The 20,333-nt window shown below is 54.1% G+C and carries 19 protein-coding genes; 13 read left to right on the top strand and 6 right to left on the bottom strand.

Annotated elements, in window-relative coordinates; all coding sequences use genetic code 11:
* Window positions 1-40 precede the first annotated feature (40 nt).
* Window positions 41-1,225, top strand: coding sequence for a mannonate dehydratase (gene uxuA / locus NXS97_RS14350; protein WP_014604819.1), 1,185 nt, complete (start codon window positions 41-43; stop codon window positions 1,223-1,225).
* Window positions 1,226-1,653: 428 nt separating this feature from the next.
* Complete coding sequence (locus NXS97_RS14345) at window positions 1,654-3,234, top strand: EAL domain-containing protein (RefSeq protein WP_072139111.1); 1,581 nt, start codon at window positions 1,654-1,656, stop codon at window positions 3,232-3,234.
* 50 nt (window positions 3,235-3,284) lie between these two features.
* Here the strand turns inward: NXS97_RS14345 and NXS97_RS14340 are convergent, their stop codons facing one another.
* Window positions 3,285-3,605: a hypothetical protein gene (locus NXS97_RS14340; RefSeq protein WP_013027584.1), complete on the bottom strand. Its 321-nt coding sequence runs from the start codon at window positions 3,603-3,605 to the stop codon at window positions 3,285-3,287.
* Between the two features lie 492 nt (window positions 3,606-4,097).
* Here NXS97_RS14340 and proP point away from each other — a divergent pair, with 492 nt between their 5' ends.
* The 3 genes from proP to NXS97_RS14325 all read left to right on the top strand — a co-directional run bounded on the left by proP (window position 4,098) and on the right by NXS97_RS14325 (window position 7,462).
* Entirely contained in the window at window positions 4,098-5,603 is a 1,506-nt protein-coding gene (gene proP, locus NXS97_RS14335) for a glycine betaine/L-proline transporter ProP (RefSeq protein ID WP_013027585.1), read from the top strand.
* Window positions 5,604-5,732: 129 nt separating this feature from the next.
* Window positions 5,733-6,710, top strand: a complete 978-nt coding sequence (hemB, locus tag NXS97_RS14330) for a porphobilinogen synthase (protein WP_014594817.1) — start codon at window positions 5,733-5,735, stop codon at window positions 6,708-6,710.
* 287 nt (window positions 6,711-6,997) lie between these two features.
* Window positions 6,998-7,462, top strand: a complete 465-nt coding sequence (locus NXS97_RS14325; protein ID WP_013027587.1) for a helix-turn-helix domain-containing protein — start codon at window positions 6,998-7,000, stop codon at window positions 7,460-7,462.
* A gap of 16 nt (window positions 7,463-7,478) precedes the next feature.
* Here the strand turns inward: NXS97_RS14325 and NXS97_RS14320 are convergent, their stop codons facing one another.
* The 4 genes from NXS97_RS14320 to NXS97_RS14305 form a co-directional block, all read right to left on the bottom strand.
* The gene (locus NXS97_RS14320; RefSeq protein ID WP_116220159.1) at window positions 7,479-8,138 is read right to left on the bottom strand and encodes an epoxyqueuosine reductase QueH; all 660 of its coding nucleotides are present in this window, start codon (window positions 8,136-8,138) and stop codon (window positions 7,479-7,481) included.
* A 123-nt stretch (window positions 8,139-8,261) separates the two neighbouring features.
* Entirely contained in the window at window positions 8,262-8,942 is a 681-nt protein-coding gene (locus NXS97_RS14315; protein ID WP_015699365.1) for an SDR family oxidoreductase, read from the bottom strand.
* A gap of 133 nt (window positions 8,943-9,075) precedes the next feature.
* Window positions 9,076-9,897, bottom strand: a complete 822-nt coding sequence (locus NXS97_RS14310) for a hypothetical protein (protein ID WP_013027590.1) — start codon at window positions 9,895-9,897, stop codon at window positions 9,076-9,078.
* Window position 9,898: 1 nt separating this feature from the next.
* Complete coding sequence (locus NXS97_RS14305) at window positions 9,899-10,096, bottom strand: hypothetical protein (protein WP_013027591.1); 198 nt, start codon at window positions 10,094-10,096, stop codon at window positions 9,899-9,901.
* 632 nt (window positions 10,097-10,728) lie between these two features.
* Between NXS97_RS14305 and NXS97_RS14300 the strand changes: the two genes are divergently transcribed.
* From NXS97_RS14300 to NXS97_RS14265, 8 genes are all read left to right on the top strand, one after another.
* On the top strand, window positions 10,729-11,595 hold the full coding sequence (locus NXS97_RS14300; protein ID WP_014594820.1) for a MurR/RpiR family transcriptional regulator: 867 nt from the start codon (window positions 10,729-10,731) through the stop codon (window positions 11,593-11,595).
* A gap of 18 nt (window positions 11,596-11,613) precedes the next feature.
* Entirely contained in the window at window positions 11,614-12,198 is a 585-nt protein-coding gene (ddpX, locus tag NXS97_RS14295; RefSeq protein WP_019106364.1) for a D-alanyl-D-alanine dipeptidase, read from the top strand.
* The gene (locus tag NXS97_RS14290; protein WP_112900599.1) at window positions 12,195-13,760 is read left to right on the top strand and encodes an ABC transporter substrate-binding protein; all 1,566 of its coding nucleotides are present in this window, start codon (window positions 12,195-12,197) and stop codon (window positions 13,758-13,760) included. Before ddpX ends, NXS97_RS14290 begins: the two co-directional genes overlap by 4 nt.
* A gap of 54 nt (window positions 13,761-13,814) precedes the next feature.
* The gene (locus NXS97_RS14285) at window positions 13,815-14,831 is read left to right on the top strand and encodes an ABC transporter permease (RefSeq protein WP_041457851.1); all 1,017 of its coding nucleotides are present in this window, start codon (window positions 13,815-13,817) and stop codon (window positions 14,829-14,831) included.
* A gap of 3 nt (window positions 14,832-14,834) precedes the next feature.
* A complete protein-coding gene (ddpC, locus tag NXS97_RS14280) occupies window positions 14,835-15,728 on the top strand; it encodes a D,D-dipeptide ABC transporter permease (RefSeq protein ID WP_015699362.1) in 894 nt (297 codons plus the stop codon).
* Entirely contained in the window at window positions 15,728-16,714 is a 987-nt protein-coding gene (locus tag NXS97_RS14275) for an ABC transporter ATP-binding protein (RefSeq protein ID WP_013027597.1), read from the top strand. Before ddpC ends, NXS97_RS14275 begins: the two co-directional genes overlap by 1 nt.
* On the top strand, window positions 16,707-17,657 hold the full coding sequence (locus NXS97_RS14270; protein ID WP_042678017.1) for an ABC transporter ATP-binding protein: 951 nt from the start codon (window positions 16,707-16,709) through the stop codon (window positions 17,655-17,657). Before NXS97_RS14275 ends, NXS97_RS14270 begins: the two co-directional genes overlap by 8 nt.
* 73 nt (window positions 17,658-17,730) lie before the next feature.
* Window positions 17,731-18,981: a D-amino acid dehydrogenase gene (locus NXS97_RS14265; protein ID WP_022622536.1), complete on the top strand. Its 1,251-nt coding sequence runs from the start codon at window positions 17,731-17,733 to the stop codon at window positions 18,979-18,981.
* A 21-nt stretch (window positions 18,982-19,002) separates the two neighbouring features.
* Here NXS97_RS14265 and NXS97_RS14260 read toward each other — a convergent pair whose 3' ends face one another.
* Complete coding sequence (locus NXS97_RS14260; protein ID WP_112900600.1) at window positions 19,003-20,187, bottom strand: NAD(P)/FAD-dependent oxidoreductase; 1,185 nt, start codon at window positions 20,185-20,187, stop codon at window positions 19,003-19,005.
* Window positions 20,188-20,333 lie beyond the last annotated feature (146 nt).

Below are 20,333 nucleotides of genomic sequence, written 5' to 3'. Positions count from 1 at the left end.
CGGCCTGACCACTGGGCCACACGTCCACCAAGGAGCAATAATGGAACATACATGGCGCTGGTACGGCCCGAACGATCCTGTGTCACTTGACGATGCCCGCCAGGCAGGTGCAACAGGAATTGTCACAGCACTTCATCACATCCCTAACGGAGAAGTGTGGCCTGTAGCCGAAATCAAAGCGCGTCAGGCGCTGCTGGCGGAAAAAGGTCTTACCTGGTCAGTCGTTGAAAGCATTCCTGTGCACGAAACGATTAAGACCCAACGCGGCGATTATCAGCACTACATCGCCAATTATCAGCAGTCAATTCGCAACCTGGCAGCCTGCGGGATTGATACCGTATGCTATAACTTTATGCCGGTTCTTGACTGGACGCGTACCGATCTGGCCTGGGAACTGCCGGACGGCGCTAAGGCGCTGCGCTTTGATGCCGATGCCTTTGCCGCGTTTGAACTGCATCTGTTACAACGCCCCGGCGCGGAAAAAGATTACAGCGCCGCCGAACAACAGGCCGCCGCAACGCGTTTCGCCGCCATGACCGAGGAAGAGAAAGCCACGCTGGTGCGCAACATCATCGCAGGCTTACCCGGCGCAGAAGAGGGTTATACGCTCGAACAATTTCAGGCACAGCTGGCGCAATACGACGGTATTGATAAAGCCAGGCTGCGCGAGCATATGGCCACCTTTCTGCGCGCCATCGTGCCGGTGGCGGAAGAAGTCGGCATTAAGCTGGCCGTCCATCCTGATGATCCTCCCCGTCCAATTCTTGGTTTGCCGCGCATTATCTCCACGCAAGAGGACATGCAGTGGCTGAAAGAAACGGTAGACAGCCTGCATAACGGATTCTGTTTCTGTACCGGTTCCTACGGCGTACGTGAGGATAATGCCCTTATCGAGATGGCAGAAACCTATGCCGACCGCATTAACTTTGTGCACCTGCGGGCAACAAAGCGAGAAACGAACCCCAACAGCTTCCACGAGGCGGCCCATCTGACAGGCGATGTGGATATGGTTGGCGTCATCAAAGTGATCCTGGCCGAGGAGCAGCGTCGCCGTAGGGCGGGCGAACAGCGAGCCATCCCGATGCGCCCCGATCATGGTCACCAGATGCTGGATGACTTGCGTAAGCGCACCAATCCAGGCTATTCCGCGATTGGCCGCCTTAAAGGACTTGCAGAACTGCGCGGCGTCGAAGTCGCCCTGAAGCAGATCTATTTCCAGGACTAAACGTTGTTGCCCCGACGTCGTTATGCTGTCGGGGCACAGGGTAATTTAGACAGGTTGCTGTACTCATATTTATGGCGCGTCATCAGTTGGTCAGCCGCGCTTTCCAGGTAACAAGAGGGTTCTCATTTCTCTCCCTTCTGGCTGCCGTGTTTTGGATTACTCCTCCCACGGCTTCGCTGCGGCACCCTTTTCAGGACACCCCCAAGCTCACCTTTTCCACGACCGGTTTATAGCTGCCATCAAACTAATGTGTGAGCATTCACTAATAGCATGAATTTTTTGTCAATTAATTGCCTGCCAGGTCGATAATTGACCATATCGGAGAATAAGGGATTTCCGACCGTTCACCAGCGGCGTGAACTGGCGTGCTATGCTGCATTAACCCTTAGCACCTCTCAAAACACGATCACGATTCAGAGGTTTTTACGGTGCCGCTAATAAAAAGAAAACATGAGCATGCCAAATCGCTCATTGTCCTCGCAGGACTATTGCCACTGCTCCTGGGGTTGTTGTTCACGATAATTGATGCCAGAAAAACAGTAAAAGAACAGCAAATTGATACGGCCGCGACCTTACTGTCTCAGGCAGAAAAAATCAGCGATAACGCCTGGAGCATGATCGCCTGGCTGCGCCAGTATGAGTACCAACCCTGTGAAAAGATAGAAAATACGCTACGGGTTAATAGCACTCTCCATCCCTATTTTCGCGGTATAGGCAAACTGGAAAGTAACACGGTAAGCTGCTCTTCTGCCTACGGTAACAAGCCCGCTACGCTTAAAGCCATGATTGGCGTCGCCCCGCCCGTGACCGGCAAAGACTGGTGGAGCCTGTCCATCGCGGGTTCTTACATCGTGCCAGACCGACCTGCCGTGATATTTGTGCGCCAGCTGGCAGCTGGCAGAGCCCTCTGGGTGATGGTTGAAGGGCAGTATCTTATTGATTTTATGAGCGCGCTGGGCAGTACGCATCATTATCAGATAACCATGCGTTTTAGTAACGGTGCGCCAATCGTGTCAGGCGATCGTGAAATGGCCGACGACAGGTGGCTTAAGCCTCAGGTCTATCATGCCACCTCTTCCCGCTATAGCATCAAGGTCACCCTGATAGCGCCCGGTGCTGAGCTGGTTAAAACATGGACGCAGCTTCTTTTCGTGTTTATGCCGATGGCGGCGATTTTTTCCGTGCTGTTTATGATTCTTACCGCCTCCTGGCTTCGCAGACGTTTTTCCTGGGGAGATGAAATTCGTCGCGCCATTCAGTCCCGTCAGTTCAGCGTGCATTATCAACCTACCTACAGCTGCACGCTGCAACGTTGCACGGGCGCAGAAGCCCTTTTGCGCTGGACCCTGCCCAACGGTAACAGCGTGCGCCCGGACACCTTTATTACCGCCGCAGAAGCGGAAGGGATGATTATCCCGATTACCCATCATTTGATGGAGTTGATCGTTGAAGACACGCAAAGCTGGGCGCCTAACCCCGGCTTTCATCTGGCGATTAACGTGGCTGCCGAGCATCTTCAGCACCCGGATTTTGTTGACGACATGCTTAATTTTGCTGACAGGATGGCGAGAACCGAATTCAACATTACTCTGGAACTGACGGAGCGGAGCCTGATCAAAGAAGGGAGCCTTGTCGCGGCTAAGCTGGCGCAACTGCGTCAGGCAGGCATGAAAGTCGCTATTGATGACTTTGGTACGGGGCACTGCTCTCTGAGTTACCTGCAAACCTTTACGCTGGACTACCTAAAAATCGATCAGGGTTTTATCAATGCCATCGAATCCCTGGAGGGGGAAACGCCGGTGCTGGACGCCATTATCAGTCTGAGCCATAAACTGAAGCTGCAGGTATTGGGAGAAGGCGTCGAAACGGCAATGCAGTTCCGCTATTTACAGCAGCATGGTGTCACCTTTATCCAGGGCTATTTTTACGCCAGGCCCATGGATAACCCCACGATCGTGGCGTGGATGAAACAATATGGTCATTTGCCGGTTGAGGTTGAAAACACCTGAGCCGCAACTTACTGACGCACGCGGCACAATGACGGCGAAGAAGCGCTAAATCAACGCGCTTTTCGCTGTGCTGCACGCTGCTTACTCGCCGCCCGCATTGCCACCGCAATGGCCTCTTCCTGTTGAATGACGTGCTCAACAGGCGCACTGGCGCGCTGATTCAGCCGTTGCAGCGTAGGCATCGACTGCTGCAACAGTTGCTGGCACTCCTCGTATTCCGAGCGTTGCTTACCTGTCACGGTCGATGTTTGTAGTGCTTCGCTCAATTGAGCCAGGCGGTCAATCCAGTATTTCGTGCGGCAGCTAAGCCATCCAGAACTGAGCTGCGCCTCAGGAGACCGGGAAGCCGTGGGCACCTCAGAAGAATTCATTAATTTTCTTTCTACACTATCTATCTGCGCCACCCAAGGGCTCTGGCAAGTAAGGGGTGTTTTCCTTGACATTCTTCCTCCAAATCAAGGTGAAAGAGTATTGCCGAAGGCGTTCTGATAGGCAAGCCTCAAACCTTAACCCGCCCAATCCTTAATCTTTATTAATAGCTTTAAGCCAGACGGCTGAGTGAGCTCAAACCGCAGCGCTCACTTAACACGCAAACGCGCGCAGAACCTGACTTTTTTTCGCTTCAGGGGCTGCTATAAACCACCGGTAAAATTGTTCGTTTTCAGGTCAAACATGACAAATATCACACAAAAACGTTATACTCTGCGGCCGATAAATCAGATAACAACAGTATTTGTTGTTTTGATGGATCGACAGATAATGCTGTTTTACGGCTATGCTTAAATTTCCTCAACGCAGCGGTCTGAACGCTGTTTTCGGTTCGCGCCGTTGAGGACTTTCATGTTCCATTACAGGGTAATTCTATGAAATTGCGTAGGAAGCGTGTAAAACCGATTGGGATAGATGATGTCACCATCATTGATGATTCCCGTTTACGTAAAGCCATTACCGCCGCCTCTTTGGGTAACGCCATGGAGTGGTTTGATTTTGGTGTTTATGGCTTTGTGGCTTATGCCTTAGGTAAGGTGTTTTTTCCGGATGCCTCTCCAGGGATTCAAATGATTGCCGCACTGGCAACCTTCTCCGTTCCTTTCCTGATTCGTCCTTTAGGCGGCCTGTTTTTCGGCATGCTGGGGGATAAATATGGTCGTCAGAAAATCCTGTCGATTACCATCGTCATTATGTCGGTCAGTACCTTCTGTATCGGCCTGATTCCCTCCTATGCCTCCATTGGCATCTGGGCGCCGGTTCTGCTGCTGTTGGCCAAAATGGCCCAGGGCTTCTCAGTCGGTGGGGAATATACCGGTGCCTCTATCTTTGTGGCCGAGTATTCGCCTGACCGTAAGCGCGGCTTTATGGGAAGCTGGCTGGACTTCGGTTCTATCGCCGGCTTCGTGCTGGGCGCGGGCGTCGTCGTCTTAATCTCTACCATCATCGGCGAAGAGAACTTCCTTGCGTGGGGATGGCGTCTTCCGTTCTTCCTGGCCCTGCCACTGGGTATTATTGGCCTGTATTTACGCCATGCCCTGGAAGAAACCCCCGCGTTCCAGCAGCACGTCGACAAACTGGAACAAGGCGATCGCGAAGGCCTGCGTGACGGTCCGAAAGTCTCTTTCAAAGAAATCGCCACGAAACACTGGCGTAGCCTGCTAGCCTGTATCGGTCTGGTTATTGCAACCAACGTGACCTATTACATGTTGCTGACCTACATGCCAAGTTACCTGTCGCACAACCTGCACTACTCTGAAGATCATGGCGTGCTGATTATCATCGCCATCATGATGGGCATGCTGTTTGTCCAGCCCGTGATGGGGCTGCTGAGCGACCGCTTTGGCCGTCGTCCGTTTGTGATTATCGGCAGTATCGCCCTGATGATCTTCGCCATTCCGGCCTTCATGATGATCAACAGTGGCATGCTGGGAATGATTTTCGCTGGGTTGTTGCTGCTGGCCGTTATCCTTAATGCCTTTACCGGCGTGATGGCTTCGTCACTGCCTGCTATGTTTCCGACGCACATTCGCTACAGTGCATTAGCCAGCGCCTTCAACATATCGGTACTGATTGCAGGCCTGACGCCAACGTTAGCGGCCTGGCTGGTAGAATCGACCAATAACCTTTATATGCCCGCTTACTATCTGATGGTGGTTGCAGTCATTGGCCTGATTACCGGCCTCTACATGAAAGAGACGGCGAATAAGCCCCTGAAAGGTGCAACTCCCGCCGCCTCTGACATGGAAGAAGCGCGCGAAATTCTGCAGGAGCATCACGATAACATCGAGCAGAAAATCGAAGATATCGACGCCGAGATGGCCCGCCTGGAAGCCAAACGTAAAAATCTGGTTGAACAGCACCCAAATATCAACGAGTAACGCCCCTCTCTCCCGCCCCTGAGGCGGGAGAATCTTTTGCTGCCTCTGCACACCGCACACAAACCTTCATCGCCTGCACCTAATCGGAGTAGACTGTGCGTCTTATTTAAACTGGCTACGTGAGTGTCTATGTCTGATTTTTCCCTTACCCAACGTCCCAGAAGATTGCGCGCCAGCGCGTCAATGCGTGCAATGTTTCAGGAGTCCAGCCTTAGCCTGAACGATTTGGCCCTGCCCATTTTTGTTGAGGAAGGTGTTGATGACTATAAAGATATTCAGGCCATGCCTGGCGTAAGACGTATTCCTGAAAAACGTCTTGCCTATGAAATTGAACGTATCGCTAAGGCGGGCATTCGCTCGGTCATGACCTTCGGGATTTCCCATCATACCGACGCGACCGGCAGCGATGCGTGGAATGAAAACGGCCTGGTGGCGCGTATGTCGAAAATCTGCAAAGACACCGTGCCTGAAATGATCGTGATGTCGGATACCTGCTTCTGCGAATACACCAGCCACGGCCACTGTGGCGTGCTGTGTGACCACGGCGTCGATAACGATGCCACCCTGATCAATCTGGGCAAGCAGGCCGTTGTGGCGGCGGCGGCGGGGGCCGACTTTATCGCGCCTTCTGCCGCAATGGATGGCCAGGTTCAGGCGATACGCCAGGCGCTGGACGCCGCAGGCTTTACCCAGACAGCGATCATGTCTTATTCCACCAAGTTTGCATCATCCTTCTATGGCCCCTTCCGGGAAGCGGCAGGTACGGCCCTGAAAGGCGATCGTAAAACCTATCAGATGAACCCGATGAATCGTCGTGAGGCTATTCGCGAGTCGCTAATTGACGCGGCTGAAGGTGCCGATGCACTGATGGTTAAACCGGCCGGAGCCTATCTGGACATTCTGCGCGATATCCGCGAGCGCACCGAACTTCCGCTGGCGGCCTATCAGGTTAGTGGTGAGTACGCGATGATTAAATTCGCGGCCCAGGCGGGCGCCATCGATGAGCGTAATGTCGTGCTCGAAAGCCTTGGCGCGATCAAGCGGGCTGGCGCAGATTTGATTTTCAGCTATTTTGCACTTGAGTTGGCCGAGAACAACCTGCTCTGAGCCATGGCCCTTCTGCGACGGTGCCTGCACCCTCGCAGAAGGCGTTATTCCTGTCCGGTAAACGGGGAAATGAACGCGATGCTTATTGGCGTGAATTAATCACATCACTCATTATGCCCTCTATTCAGTAAACAAATAATACACAAATCGCAACGTAATATAATCTTTTAGCCTTTACTTCCACATCGCAGGAAATAACCATTCACTTCCTTAAGAATCTTTACGCATGTAATGTTTTGAGAAACACAGGATAATTTACAATCACCTTCGAAATTTAAGGGGGTGTTATGAATGAGAACAAATACAATGAGAGCGTGATTATTTCTGTTACTGACTGGATTAATAAGAATCTGGACCAGCGCTTAAGCATTGACGACATTGCTGAAAAGGCGGGTTATTCAAAATGGTATCTACAAAAGTTATTTTCCCGTTATCATAATGAAACGCTGGCCCATTACATCCGTAGAAAGAAATTAATTGCCTGTATTAATGATTTAAAATACAGCCATGCGCCCATTATCAGCCTGGCGGTTAAATACCACTTTGAAAGTCAGCAGTCTTTTACCCGCTCCTTCAAGCAGATGATGGGCTGTACGCCTAGCGTATGCCGTAAAAGCCAGCGACTGAACGTTACCGACAGCAACGCCCATCCTTGCAGCGTATGTAGTAAGGCTGAAAACCCCCCAAAAAAGAAGTTATTTAGCGGAATAAACGAAACCTTCGGGGTTGGTCATTTAGTCCGCTTGCTTTAACCGTGGCAGCAAAAAACTAGTTATCATCAGGCTTATAGTACTGTACGCCAATCTGGATCCGCTCGCGACCACTGGCAACGCGATGACGATTGGTATCCCGTAGGGAGTAAACACAACCGCAATATTCCTGCTGATAAAAACTCTCACGCTTACTGATTTCAATCATGCGTGCCGATCCGCCGCCTTTACGCCAGTTGAATTCCCAGTAGGACAGATCGGGATAATGTGCGGCAGCACGGACGCCGCAGTCGTTAATTTGCTGCATGTTCTTCCAGCGGGAAATCCCCAGTGAACTTGTGATCACCGGGAAACCATTTTCATGGGCGTACAGCGCCGTGCGCTCGAAACGCATATCGAAGCACATGGTGCAGCGCTCACCGCGCTCCGGTTCCCACTCCATCCCTTTGGCACGTTTAAACCAGTAGTCACGATCGTAGTCCGCATCGACAAACGGCACGCCAAACTTTTCGGCAAAGCGGATATTTTCGTCTTTGCGCAGCTCATACTCTTTAAGCGGATGGATGTTCGGATTATAGAAATAGATGGTGTATTCAATGCCGGATGCCAGCATCGCCTCCATGACTTCTCCCGAACAGGGCGCGCAGCAGGAGTGCAACAGCACTTTTTTATGGCCACCCGGTAAGGGTAGCGGTTGTCGCTCGTAGGGCTGAGACATAAGCACCTTCAATCAATGTAATCAAAAGCGCAGTGTAATGCCGGGGCGTGGATGTTGCAAAATTTCACGCTGACGGGCTGCCATTATCCCTGTCAGCCCGTCAGCGTTGCTGCAACCTTTACCTCACCACTGAAGCGTTTTGCCCGCGTAGTCCAGATAGTGGTGGCCGCCACGTCCCCGACTGGCGGTTAACTGCGTGACAATCCCATTGGCGCTTTCTTCAGGCGTGAGCGGTGCCGCATCGCCTCCCATATCCGTTTTGACCCAGCCGGGATGCAGGGTTAGTAGCGTGCCGTTTTGCGCCGCCACCGGTCTGGCCAGCGAGCGAGTGAGCATATTAAGAGCCGCTTTGCTGGCTGAGTAAAGTGGCGCTTCTGCATGTCGATTCTCATTCAGGCTGGCAAGTTGAGATGAGGTTAACGCCAGTACGCCGTGTTGCTGGTTCAGTAACGGCAGCAAAATTTCTGCGGTTCGTATCGGCGCAACGGCATTGGTCATAAACAGCTGGATTAGCTCAGCATCGTTGCTCTCTGACAGCTTCTGATGCGCAGGCCCGTAAATGCCGGCGTTGATCAGAATCGCGTCAAAAGGCTGCCCGCTCAGCCCAACCGCAAATTGCTTGACCGCCTCGGTCTGCGTCATATCGAGCCGACGCCAGTCAACCTGCGGGATTTCCCCCTGCGGGGGGACTTCACTGCGATGGGTTGCCGTGACCTGCCAGTTGTTGGCCGCAAACGCCTTGACGACCGCCAGTCCTATGCCACGTGATGCACCAATCACTAACGCTTTGCCTTGATAAGCCATAGAGTTTCCTCGTTGATGAACGCAGTAAACAGCGTAGATACGTATTGGCAAACACACTGCATCATCAATGCTATTTTGCATTCAGACAGCATTGATGGGGCAGTGAATACGTACGGACAGAGGTGTTGCTGTATTATTCAATTTGCTGGTCTGGCGGGGATGAATGGTCACCTTCACGACTTTTCTCAACGCTCTGCGGATGGTCTTCGCCCATTGACAGTGCAGTTGCGCTGGCAGGATCAAACAGTGAGAAGCTTTCAATCTGATCCACCATGATGACTTTTCGAAATGCCATCGCGTTTTTCGGCTCAGAATCCAGTGTGATGTCGTGCTCGGCATACCAACTGCTGTAGTTGTGCTCGACCGACAGTTTCAGCGTATGGCTGTCGCGGTAGCCGCTCAGCATCGGGATGAGCACGATATTGGCCGTGCGCTCATATTCAAAGGTGGCAGCGTGTACCATGCCGATATAAATACGACGGGATTTTAAGGTGATCCACGCCAGCTCTCCTTCTTCCATGCACTGGAACAGCATCTGTTCAACACCATTGGATCGTGAAAGCTTCTGATAAAGATCTTTGCGACCTGACACGTTCAGTTGTGCGCTGCCTGCCCAGTTTGACCGGTAGAGACAGAACAGGATGGCAAAGCCCAGCATGATTACCACTGGGGCCTGAATACCGAGAAAACTCCAGTTCATGAACTTCATTTGCAGTTGCAAATGATCGCCAGGAAACGCATACAGGAAATTGGAAACGCTTGAAATAATAAACAAGATAAACCAGATAAGGGCGGTGACGAAAACGCCCTGCAGTACAAAAATACAGCCGTAAAGTGCGACAAGAAAATAGACATCCCATCCTGAAGAACGACGCATTTTGAAACGGCTGGACAGATCCCGGCTGGTGTACCAATAACCACTCACCATCAGTACCATAAAAATTGCGGTTCCCACCTCAAACTCCCTTTAAGGTATTGACGTGCCGATTAAAATCTTCCTTTACTTCATCACTGAGAATATTGACGGCAGCATTGCCATTTTCATCAATAATTATGCGCTCACCATCCGCAATGGAGTCGTTTATGTCCTGGCGGCTCATTATCTGCAGGAATTTATCCGGGCTGGCGAACAAAGAACGAACGAAGCTAATCATGATGTGTCACTTAACGAGTCAAAAAAGCAAGTATGTGACTGAATCGTGTTTACTGCCATTTTATTGCCGGTAAACATTCTTAAAAGTCACTTTAGCGAAGCGGTAATCAGCCATAATTTTTTCTGCATGCAAAAGGCCGCCGTTTTTAAAAAATCACGCCAGAAACAGGTTATTTTAACGCTGAATTTTCCCCTGCGCGGCCACCGCTGATTTTTGCTTTACCTCACTCCCTGGGGTTCAAAACGCGCCCTGAAAAACCGATCGTCTTTGACTGGCCCTCAGCATGACGAGTAATGTCTCCGCACCGTTCAGGCCACTCAGGCCTTGTCCTCAGACCTCGTAGCGCAACGGCCTTAACCGCGCTGACCGGGTCCGCGCCGTGCTGAACCGTTTTCTTCACCTGCATCACATTTCCCGCCGATTTTGTTGCCCCAATGTGATGCAGGTTTCAAATATGTTGCACCCTAATTGCGCCAGATTGATGGACGGGCTATTCACTCCTCTCACTCCCTTTACTGAATCCTCTGACGTGCCGCTTATTTTCATACACCTCAGAAATATGGCATGCATTGTGCTTGTTACCTGACTAACAACGCAGCGGACAATGACAGCCAGGTAACATTGAGGACAACATGAGCGCGAACGAAGCCCTGTTCAAAAAAATCGAAGCCGCTTTTAGCCTGCAAACGCCAAGCGAAAAGCGGATTAGTTCGTGGCTGTTAAGTCATCCCGAGCAAATTCCGTTTGAAACGGCTGACAGCATCGCCCAGGCGACCGGTACCAGCGGTATAACCGTAGGACGTTACCTGCGTAAGCTGGGATTTAAAAACCTTGATGATGTGAAAAACCTGCTGCGCGACGTCCCCAATACGCCCTACAAGCAATGGGGGGTTATTGACCGTCTTGATTCCTGGGAGCAGCAACGCACCCTGCCCGACCTGTCCAGCCAGTCCCTGCAGATGGAGCTGGATGCCATTCGCTATGTCTATCAGCTGGCCCAAACGGATACTTTCCGCCATATCAGCCAGCAAATCGCGGATGCCGACACGGTCATCGTGCTGGGTATTCAGTCTACACGCGGCATTGCCAACACCTTTTTCAGTCATCTGGAATATTTGCGCCCGCGCGTTACCTACGCCGATGGCAGCTCAGGCAGCTGGCTGGAGTCGCTGAATTCCGAGTCTTCAAGGCCTTACGTCATTCTTACCGATACCCGGGCCTATTCCACTGTAGCAAGGCAGTTTTGCCGGATTGCCACCGAGCGCAAGGTCGCGATGGCGCTCGTCACCGATATCTGGTGCCCATGGGCGCGTGATTACCCGGTTGATCTGCTTCAGGTAAAAACGGATACCGCCAATTTCTGGGACTCTCTTGCGCCCATCAGTTGCCTTTTCAACCTGCTGCTGTCTGCCATCGTGGAACGACTTGGCCCGGCGCTTTCTGAGCGTCTGGCACAGAACCGACTGTTGCAGCAGGAATTTGGCCAGTTTGAACATTAACAAAACAGGGATTACAGCATGATGCAGGAAACAGAGTTGGTCGATATTGCAGCGGCCTTTCCCGCGCTCACTATCGACCTGAAATATGCCACCGCCGATAACATCACAGGAAAGCCCATCTACAGCGTCGCCCGCTGTCTGCTGCACCCCGATGCGGTCAGCGCGCTGGCGAAAAGCATCGCGATCGCAAAAGTGGCCGGATTGAGTCTGCTGGTGCTGGACGCCTATCGCCCGCAAAAAGCCCAGGAGCTGCTGTGGCACGCCTGCCCCGATCAGAATTACGTGGTGCCTTTATCGCAAGGATCCAACCATAGTCGTGGTACCGCCATTGACGTCACGCTGGTCGATGCCGAAGGTCAGATCCTGGATATGGGTACCGGATTCGATGAAATGCAGGCGTTGTCCCATCCCTATCATCCCGACGTACCGCTAACGGCTCAACGTAACAGGCTGCTGCTTAATGCCGTGATGTTTGGCGGCGGCTTCACTGGCATTGCCACGGAATGGTGGCATTTCGAATTACCGGAAGCGGCCCGTTATCCGCTGCTCAATGATGTTTTTACCTGCATATCCCCAGCCCAGACTGACGGAGTATTACCATGAAAATGACGCACACAGCACCCGGCTATTTTCGCCCTTTGTTACTGGCCATGACCCTTGCAGCCACCACGACATCCGTCCTGGCGGCGGTTCCCAAAGACATGTTGGTGATAGGTAAAGCTGCCGATCCCCAGACGCTTGATCCTGCCGTGACTATCGATAATAACGACTGGACCGTTACCTATCCTGCCTACCAACGATTGATCAAATACAAAACCGAGGATGGGAAGGGTTCGACGGACGTTGAAGGCGATCTGGCAGAAAGCTGGCAGAGCAGCGAGGACGGAAAGGTGTGGACGTTTAAATTACGTCCCGGCGCCGCGTTTGCGGATGGGTCAGCCGTTAACGCGGAGGCCGTTAAGCTGTCGTTTGAGCGCCTGCTGCGCATTAAGCAGGGGCCTTCAGAAGCGTTCCCGTCCGATCTCAACGTTGAGGTCGTGGACCCGCTTACCGTGCGCTTCACACTGAAGACGCCGTTTGCGCCTTTCCTTTACACTCTCGCTAACGACGGCGCTTCCATCATCAACCCTGCCGTGCTGAAAGCGAATGCCGCTGACGACGCGCGCAGTTATCTGGCCGACCATACCGCGGGCTCTGGCGCCTACATGCTGCAGCGCTGGCAGAAAGGTCAGCAGCTTGTGCTGGTGCCGAATCCACATTTCTCCGGACCTAAGCCTGCCTTTAAGCGCGTGTCCGTAAAGATTATCAGTGAAAGTTCGGCCCGACGCCTGCAGCTGGCAAAAGGTGATGTGGACATTGCGGACGCCCTGCCGATGGACCAGTTTGCCGCCCTGAAAAAGCAAAATGAGGTGGCAGTGCGGGATTATCCCGCTCTGCGCGTGACCTATCTCTATCTCAACAACAGTAAACCGCCACTGAACCAGCCCGATTTGCGCAAAGCGATCTCCTGGGCCACCGATTATCAGGGAATGGTGCAGGGCATTCTGGGCGGCAACGGTAAACAGATGCGTGGACCGATTCCGGAAGGCATGTGGGGCTACGATGCCAAGGCCATGCAGTACAGCTTTAATCTTGCGAAAGCCAAAGCGGAGATGGATAAAGTGGCCACTAAACCACAGTCGCTGTCGTTCCTCTATTCTGACAACGATCCCAACTGGGAGCCGATTGCCCTGTCGATGCAGGCCAACCTTCAGGCTATTGGCATCAATGTGAAGCTGGAAAAACTGGCCAACGCCACCATGCGTGAGCGCATCGGTAAAGCAGACTATGACATCGCGATTGGTAACTGGAGCCCGGACTTCGCTGATCCCTACATGTTTATGAATTACTGGTTTGCGTCAGACAAAAAAGGCCTGCCGGGTAACCGCTCCTTTTATTCCAACCCTGAAGTCGATGCGCTGCTGAAAAAAGCGGTATCGACCACGAATCAGGCTGAGCGGACTGCCGATTACCAGCAAGCGCAAAATATCGTGATTAACGATGCAGCTTACGTTTACTTATTCCAGAAAAATTATCAGGTTGCGATGAACAAATCGGTTAAAGGCTACGTGTTTAACCCGATGCTCGAGCAAATATTTAACATCGCCACCATGCATAAAGAATAACACCGCTCACGCCCGTTCATGCAGGGCCTGCCTGGCCCTGCTGAGGAAGACATGATGAGTTACTGGAGTTTATTAAGACAGCGTAGCTGGGGACTGCTGTTGGTGGTCGCCGGCGTCTGCGTCATTACATTTATTATTTCGCATCTTATTCCCGGGGATCCTGCCAGGCTGCTGGCGGGCGACCGCGCCAGTGATGAAATCGTCCAGCACATCCGTCAGCAGTTGGGGCTGGATTTACCGTTATGGCGACAATTTATCCGTTATGTGGAGCAGCTGTTACATGGCGACCTGGGCACCTCTATCCGGACAGGTCGCCCGGTCCTGGACGATCTGCGGGCGTTTTTTCCCGCGACTCTGGAACTGGCCTTTTGTGCCCTGACCATCGCCCTGCTCGTTGGCGTGCCGCTGGGCGTGCTCTCTGCGGTGTATCGTAACCGCTGGCTCGATCATCTGGTTCGTCTGCTGGCGCTGACCGGGATTTCCACACCGGCCTTCTGGCTGGGCCTGGGGGCGATCGTGCTGTTCTATGGCAAGTTAAACCTGCTGCCCGGCGGCGGACGGCTGGATGACTGGCTCGATCCCCCTACGCGCGTTACCGGCTTCTATCTGATCGATGCCCTGCTGGAAGGCAACATCGAAGTCTTCTTTAATGCGCTTCAGCATCTGATCCTGCCTGCCACCACCCTGGCCTTTGTTCACCTTGGCATTGTGGCGCGCCAGATTCGCTCGGCCATGCTGGAGCAGTTGAGCGAAGACTATATTCGTACCGCGCTGGCCAGCGGGCTGCCGAAATGGACTATCGTCGTGCGCTATGCCCTGCCCAATGCCCTGATTCCCTCCGTAACCGTACTGGGCCTGGCATTAGGCGACCTGCTGTATGGTGCAGTATTAACCGAAACCGTGTTTGCCTGGCCAGGTATGGGCGCGTATGTGGTGTCTTCTATTCAGGCGCTTGATTTCCCGGCGGTGATGGGCTTCGCCATCGTGGTTTCCTTTGCTTACGTGCTGGTAAACCTGTTCGTGGATCTTCTTTATCTGTGGATTGACCCGCGAATGGGTCGGGGAGCGTAGAACATGATGATAACGCAAGAGCAGCCCGCCGTGCGTCAGGTAAAACCCAGCCTGTTCGCCTGGAAACGCCGCCTGTGGATGCTAAGTAAAAGCCCTCTGACCCTGTTGGGTGCCGCCATCATCACGCTGATGCTGGGATTAATGGTGTTTTCACCGTGGATTGTGCCGCACGATCCCAACGCCATTAGCCTGACCGATCGCCTCCAGCCACCCAGTGCCGCGCACTGGTTCGGGACTGATGAGGTGGGCCGGGATCTGTTCAGCCGTGTCCTGGTGGGGAGCCAGCAGTCGGTCGCAGCAGGGCTGGCGGTCGTGCTGCTGGCTGGCATAAGCGGCTCGTTACTGGGCTGTCTGTCCGGCGTATTAGGTGGCCGCAGCGATGCGATAATTATGCGCCTGATGGACATCATGCTGTCTATTCCTTCTCTGGTACTGACCATGGCGCTGGCTGCCGCGCTGGGGCCGAGCCTGTTCAACGCCATGCTGGCTATCGCCGTTGTGCGCATCCCTTTCTATGTCCGGCTGGCGCGCGGTCAGACGTTAATCGTCAAACAGCATACCTTTGTTGAAGCGGCAAAAACGTTCGGTGCTTCGCGCTGGCACCTGATTAGCTGGCATATCCTGCGCAATGCTCTGCCGCCCTTGGTGGTGCAGGCCTCCCTGGATATTGGCAGCGCCATTTTGATGGCGGCCACGTTGGGTTTTATCGGGCTGGGCGCTCAGCAACCGACGGCGGAATGGGGGGCAATGGTGGCTAACGGACGTAACTATGTTCTTGACCAGTGGTGGTACTGCACCTTTCCCGGGGCCGCGATTTTGATCACAGCGGTGGGATTCAATCTGTTTGGCGATGGCATCCAGGACCTGCTGGACCCCAAAGCGGGAGGACGTAACTGATGCAAGAAAGAATTCTGACGATCGAGGATTTACGTCTCAGCTTCCCGGTTTATCAGGGAGAGGTGAACGTGCTGAATAGCGTATCAATGCACATCAATCGCGGCGAGATTGTGGGCGTTGTCGGCGAATCAGGTTCGGGGAAATCCGTCACCGCCATGCTGGCGATGCGGCTCATTCCGGAACACAGCTATCACATCAAAGGCGGCAGGCTGGAGCTGGCGGGTCAGGATGTCCTCGCCGCCAGTGAAGTGGACATGCGCAAAATGCGCGGCAATCGTGTTGCCATGATTTTTCAGGAGCCCATGACCGCGCTGAATCCGACCCGCCGCATTGGCAAACAGATGGTCGATGTGATCAGACAGCATCGTCCTCTGTCTGTCCGTGAGGCAAAAGCCCGGGCGCTTACGCTGCTGGGCGATATGCAAATTGCGGATGCGAAGAACGTTATGGAGCGCTATCCCTTTGAACTGTCAGGCGGAATGCGTCAGCGCGTCATGATTGCCCTGGCCTTTTCCTGTGAGCCAGACCTGCTGATTGCGGATGAACCCACGACCGCACTGGATGTTACCGTTCAGCGGCAGGTACTGCGCCTGTTGAAACAAAAAGCCGAAGCGACCGGCACCGCCGTGCTGTTTATCAGTCACGATATGGCTGTGGTTTCACAGCTGTGCGATCGGATCTACGTTATGTATGCCGGGTCCGTCATTGAAAGCGGCGTCACTGAAACCGTGCTGCGTTCACCACGCCATCCCTATTCCATTGGTCTGCTGGCCTGCTCGCCTGACGCGATTGAACCGCGTGCTCCGCTGGCATCCATTTCCGGCACCGTGCCTAATCTGGCCTGTTTACCCGCAGGCTGTGCCTTTCGCGATCGCTGTTTTGCGGCAGGAGAACGCTGCACCACCACGCCGCGCTTGCATACTACCGACAACGCCGCGCAGCAGGTTGCCTGCTGGTATCCACAACAGGAGGCGCAGCATGTCTGACGCTCTGCTTACGCTGCAAAACGTACATGTCACCTTCCCGGCCAAAAAGAACTGGCGCGGCAAAGTCACGGAACAGGTCCATGCGCTGAATGGCCTGGATATGGAGGTCAGGCAGGGAGAAACGCTGGGGATTGTTGGCGAATCCGGCTGTGGAAAAAGCACCCTGGCGAAACTGTTGATGGGCATGCTCTGCCCAACCTCAGGCCAGCTCGAACTGGCAACAGCGCCTGCCGATAACCGGGGACGTCGCATGCAAATGGTGTTTCAGGATCCGCTCTCTTCACTCGACCCCCGCCTGCCCGTCTGGCGCATTATCACCGAGCCGGTGTGGATTCAGTCGCGTGCTTCAGAAAAAGCGCGGCGCGCGTTGGCGGAATCACTGGCTCACCAGGTCGGTATTCGCCCCGAATATCTGGACCGTCCGCCGCATGCGTTTTCCGGCGGCCAGCGTCAGCGCATCGCGATTGCCCGGGCCCTGTCATCGCAGCCCGATATTATCGTGCTGGATGAACCGACCTCGGCACTGGATATTTCTGTTCAGGCGCAGATTCTGAATCTGCTGGTAGAACTGCAAAAACAGCAAAACCTGACCTATATCCTGATATCGCACAACGTGTCGGTCGTGCGCCATATGAGCGATCGCGTTGCAGTCATGTATCTGGGACAAATTGTGGAGCTGGGTGAAACACAGCGCGTCCTGGACGCCCCGCAACATCCTTATACCCAGCTACTGATGGCGTCCGTGCCGCGCATCGGCGCAGTGCTGGATGGCGCGCCTGTGAACACCGAGCTACCGGGTAACCGCCACCTGCCAACGGGATGCTATTTCCGCGATCGCTGTCCGCAAGCCACCAGCGGCTGCGAGGCGCCTCAGTTACTCCTGTCGCAGGAAAAGGGCAGCGCGGTGCGATGCTGGCAGGCACAAAACCGGGTTCAGGCATAAGCCACAACGAGAACAGATGGCCCAGGCAACGCCTGCGCCATTGATCGATAACGCATGCAGGATAACGATCAACATGAAAATTATTGTACTCGGCAGTGGTGTCGTGGGCGTAACAACCGCCTGGTATCTGCAGCAGGCCGGACATCAGGTGACCGTGATTGATAAAGAAGCCGGTCCGGCATTAGGCACCAGCGCGGCCAATGCCGGGCAAATTTCCCCAGGCTATGCCGCGCCCTGGGCCGCGCCGGGCGTTCCCTTAAAGGCGGTGAAATGGATGGTACAGCGTCATGCTCCCCTTTCCGTGCGCCCGGATGGCTCACGTTTTCAGCTTGCCTGGATGATGCAAATGCTGAAAAACTGCAATCCGCAGAGTTACGCCGAAAATAAGGCCAGAATGGTCAGGCTGGCAGAGTACAGCCGGGACTGCATCAGAGCACTGCGGGCCAGCACGGGCATTGAATATGAAGGGCGTCAGGGCGGCACGCTGCAGCTGTTTCGCACCGCTCAGCAGTTTGACAATGCGGCACGCGACATCGCCGTGTTGCAGGACGCCGGCGTTCCTTATCAACTGCTGGAAGCCTCACAACTGGCCGAGGTTGAACCGGCGCTGGCGGCGGTTAAGCATAAGCTGACCGGCGGGCTGCGACTGCCTAATGACGAAACCGGCGATTGCCAGTTATTTACCCAGCGGCTTGCGGCAATGGCGCGCGAGGCGGGCGTCGACTTTCGCTTTAACACCACCGTGGATGCGCTGCTGACACAGGGAGACAGGATCAGCGGTATGACCTGTGGTAGCGAAACGCTGACGGCGGACGGATACGTCATGGCGCTGGGTTCATACTCCACGCCATTACTCCGGCCACTCATGTCTGTTCCGGTTTACCCACTCAAAGGCTACTCGCTGACGATCCCCATTGCCGATGCGTCCGCCGCGCCGGTGTCCACGGTGCTGGATGAAACCTACAAAATTGCCATTACGCGCTTTGATGATCGCATTCGCGTGGGCGGTATGGCGGAAATTGTGGGATACAGCAACACCCTGCTGCCTGCCAGACGGCAAACACTTGAGATGGTAGTGAACGACCTTTATCCCCGTGGCGGTCGCGTTGAGCAGGCAACCTTCTGGACCGGGTTACGTCCCATGACGCCTGATGGCACGCCCATCGTCGGCCATACACATTTCAGCAACCTGTGGCTGAATACCGGCCACGGTACGCTGGGCTGGACGATGGCCTGCGGCTCCGGCCAGCTGTTGAGTGATGTGATTTCAGGCAAACCGCCCGAGATTGCCCATGCGGACTATGCGGTTTCGCGTTATGCCTGAGTGCAGGGCGAGATGGCGACCTTACAGCGCCTGGGCGCAGGCCCAGGCCGAACTCCAGGCCCACTGGAAATTATAGCCGCCGAGCCAGCCGGTCACGTCCACCACCTCACCGATAAAATACAGCCCCGGTACGTCCCGCGCTTCCATCGTCTTCGATGACAGTTGAGTAGTATCAACGCCACCGAGGGTCACTTCGGCGGTGCGATAACCTTCGGTGCCGTTAGGCTGAACCTGCCAGCCATGCAGCGTCTGCACCAGCTCTGTTTGCTGCTTGCGGTTAAGTTGCTTCAGCGTCACATCCGGCACGACGTTCATATCCTGTAGGACCTCCACCAGGCGCTTGGGCAGAATTTTCGCCAGGCTGTTTTTCAGGCTCAGATTCGGATGCGCCTCACGTTGAATCGTCAGGAAATCCTCAAGACGGGTGGCCGGAGAGAGGTCCACAGTGAGGCATTCGCCCGGCTGCCAGTAGCTGGAAATCTGCAACACTGCCGGGCCGGACAGGCCGCGGTGGGTGAACAACATCGCCTCTTTGAACAGGGTGCCGTCCTTTGCCGCAATGGTCGTATCCAGCGCAACGCCTGACAGCGTCTGCAACTGTTCCAGGAGTGGTTTATGTAAGGTAAAGGGCACCAGCGCCGCGCGCGTGGGCAGCACCTTCAGCCCAAACTGCTCAGCAATTTTATAGCCAAACGGTGATGCACCCAGGCCCGGCATGGAAAGGCCGCCACTGGCAATGACCAGCTTCTCAGCCTGAACCGCGCTGCCGTTGAGCTGCAGGCTGTAGCCCGCATCATCCCGGGTTACGCTCAGTATTTCGCTGCGCAGCCGAACGGTGACACCACCTTTGTCACATTCGGCCATTAATAAATCGACCACCTGCTGGGCAGAATCATCGCAAAACAGCTGCCCCAGGGTTTTCTCATGCCAGGCGATACCGTGGCGATTCACCAGATCGATAAAATCCCATTGGGTATAGCGCGCGAGGGCCGACTTACAAAAGTGGGGATTATTCGACAGGTAGGCGGCCGGTTCAGTGTAGAGATTGGTGAAATTGCAGCGCCCACCGCCCGACATCAAAATCTTGCGTCCCGGCTTCTTGCCGTTATCCAGCAGTAATACGCGGCGACCACGCTGTCCGGCCTGCGCAGCACAAAAAAGCCCTGCAGCGCCTGCCCCAATTACGATAACGTCAAACTGTTCCACTGCTTTTGCCCACCTGGTAAGAGAGGGGCAGATTGTAGTGATCTGCTCCTGTGGATGCCAGTGTCAAAATTTTGCCGTAAATATGTCACAATGTAACCAGCTAATTTTTATAGCTTTTGTATCTGTTCACCGGGTTAATTGACACT

The sequence above is a fragment of the Pantoea sp. B623 genome (assembly GCF_024814475.1).
GTDB lineage: Bacteria > Pseudomonadota > Gammaproteobacteria > Enterobacterales > Enterobacteriaceae > Pantoea > Pantoea ananatis.
Note: the sequence above shows the minus strand (reverse complement) of the source record. Positions and strands in the feature narration are given on the sequence as shown.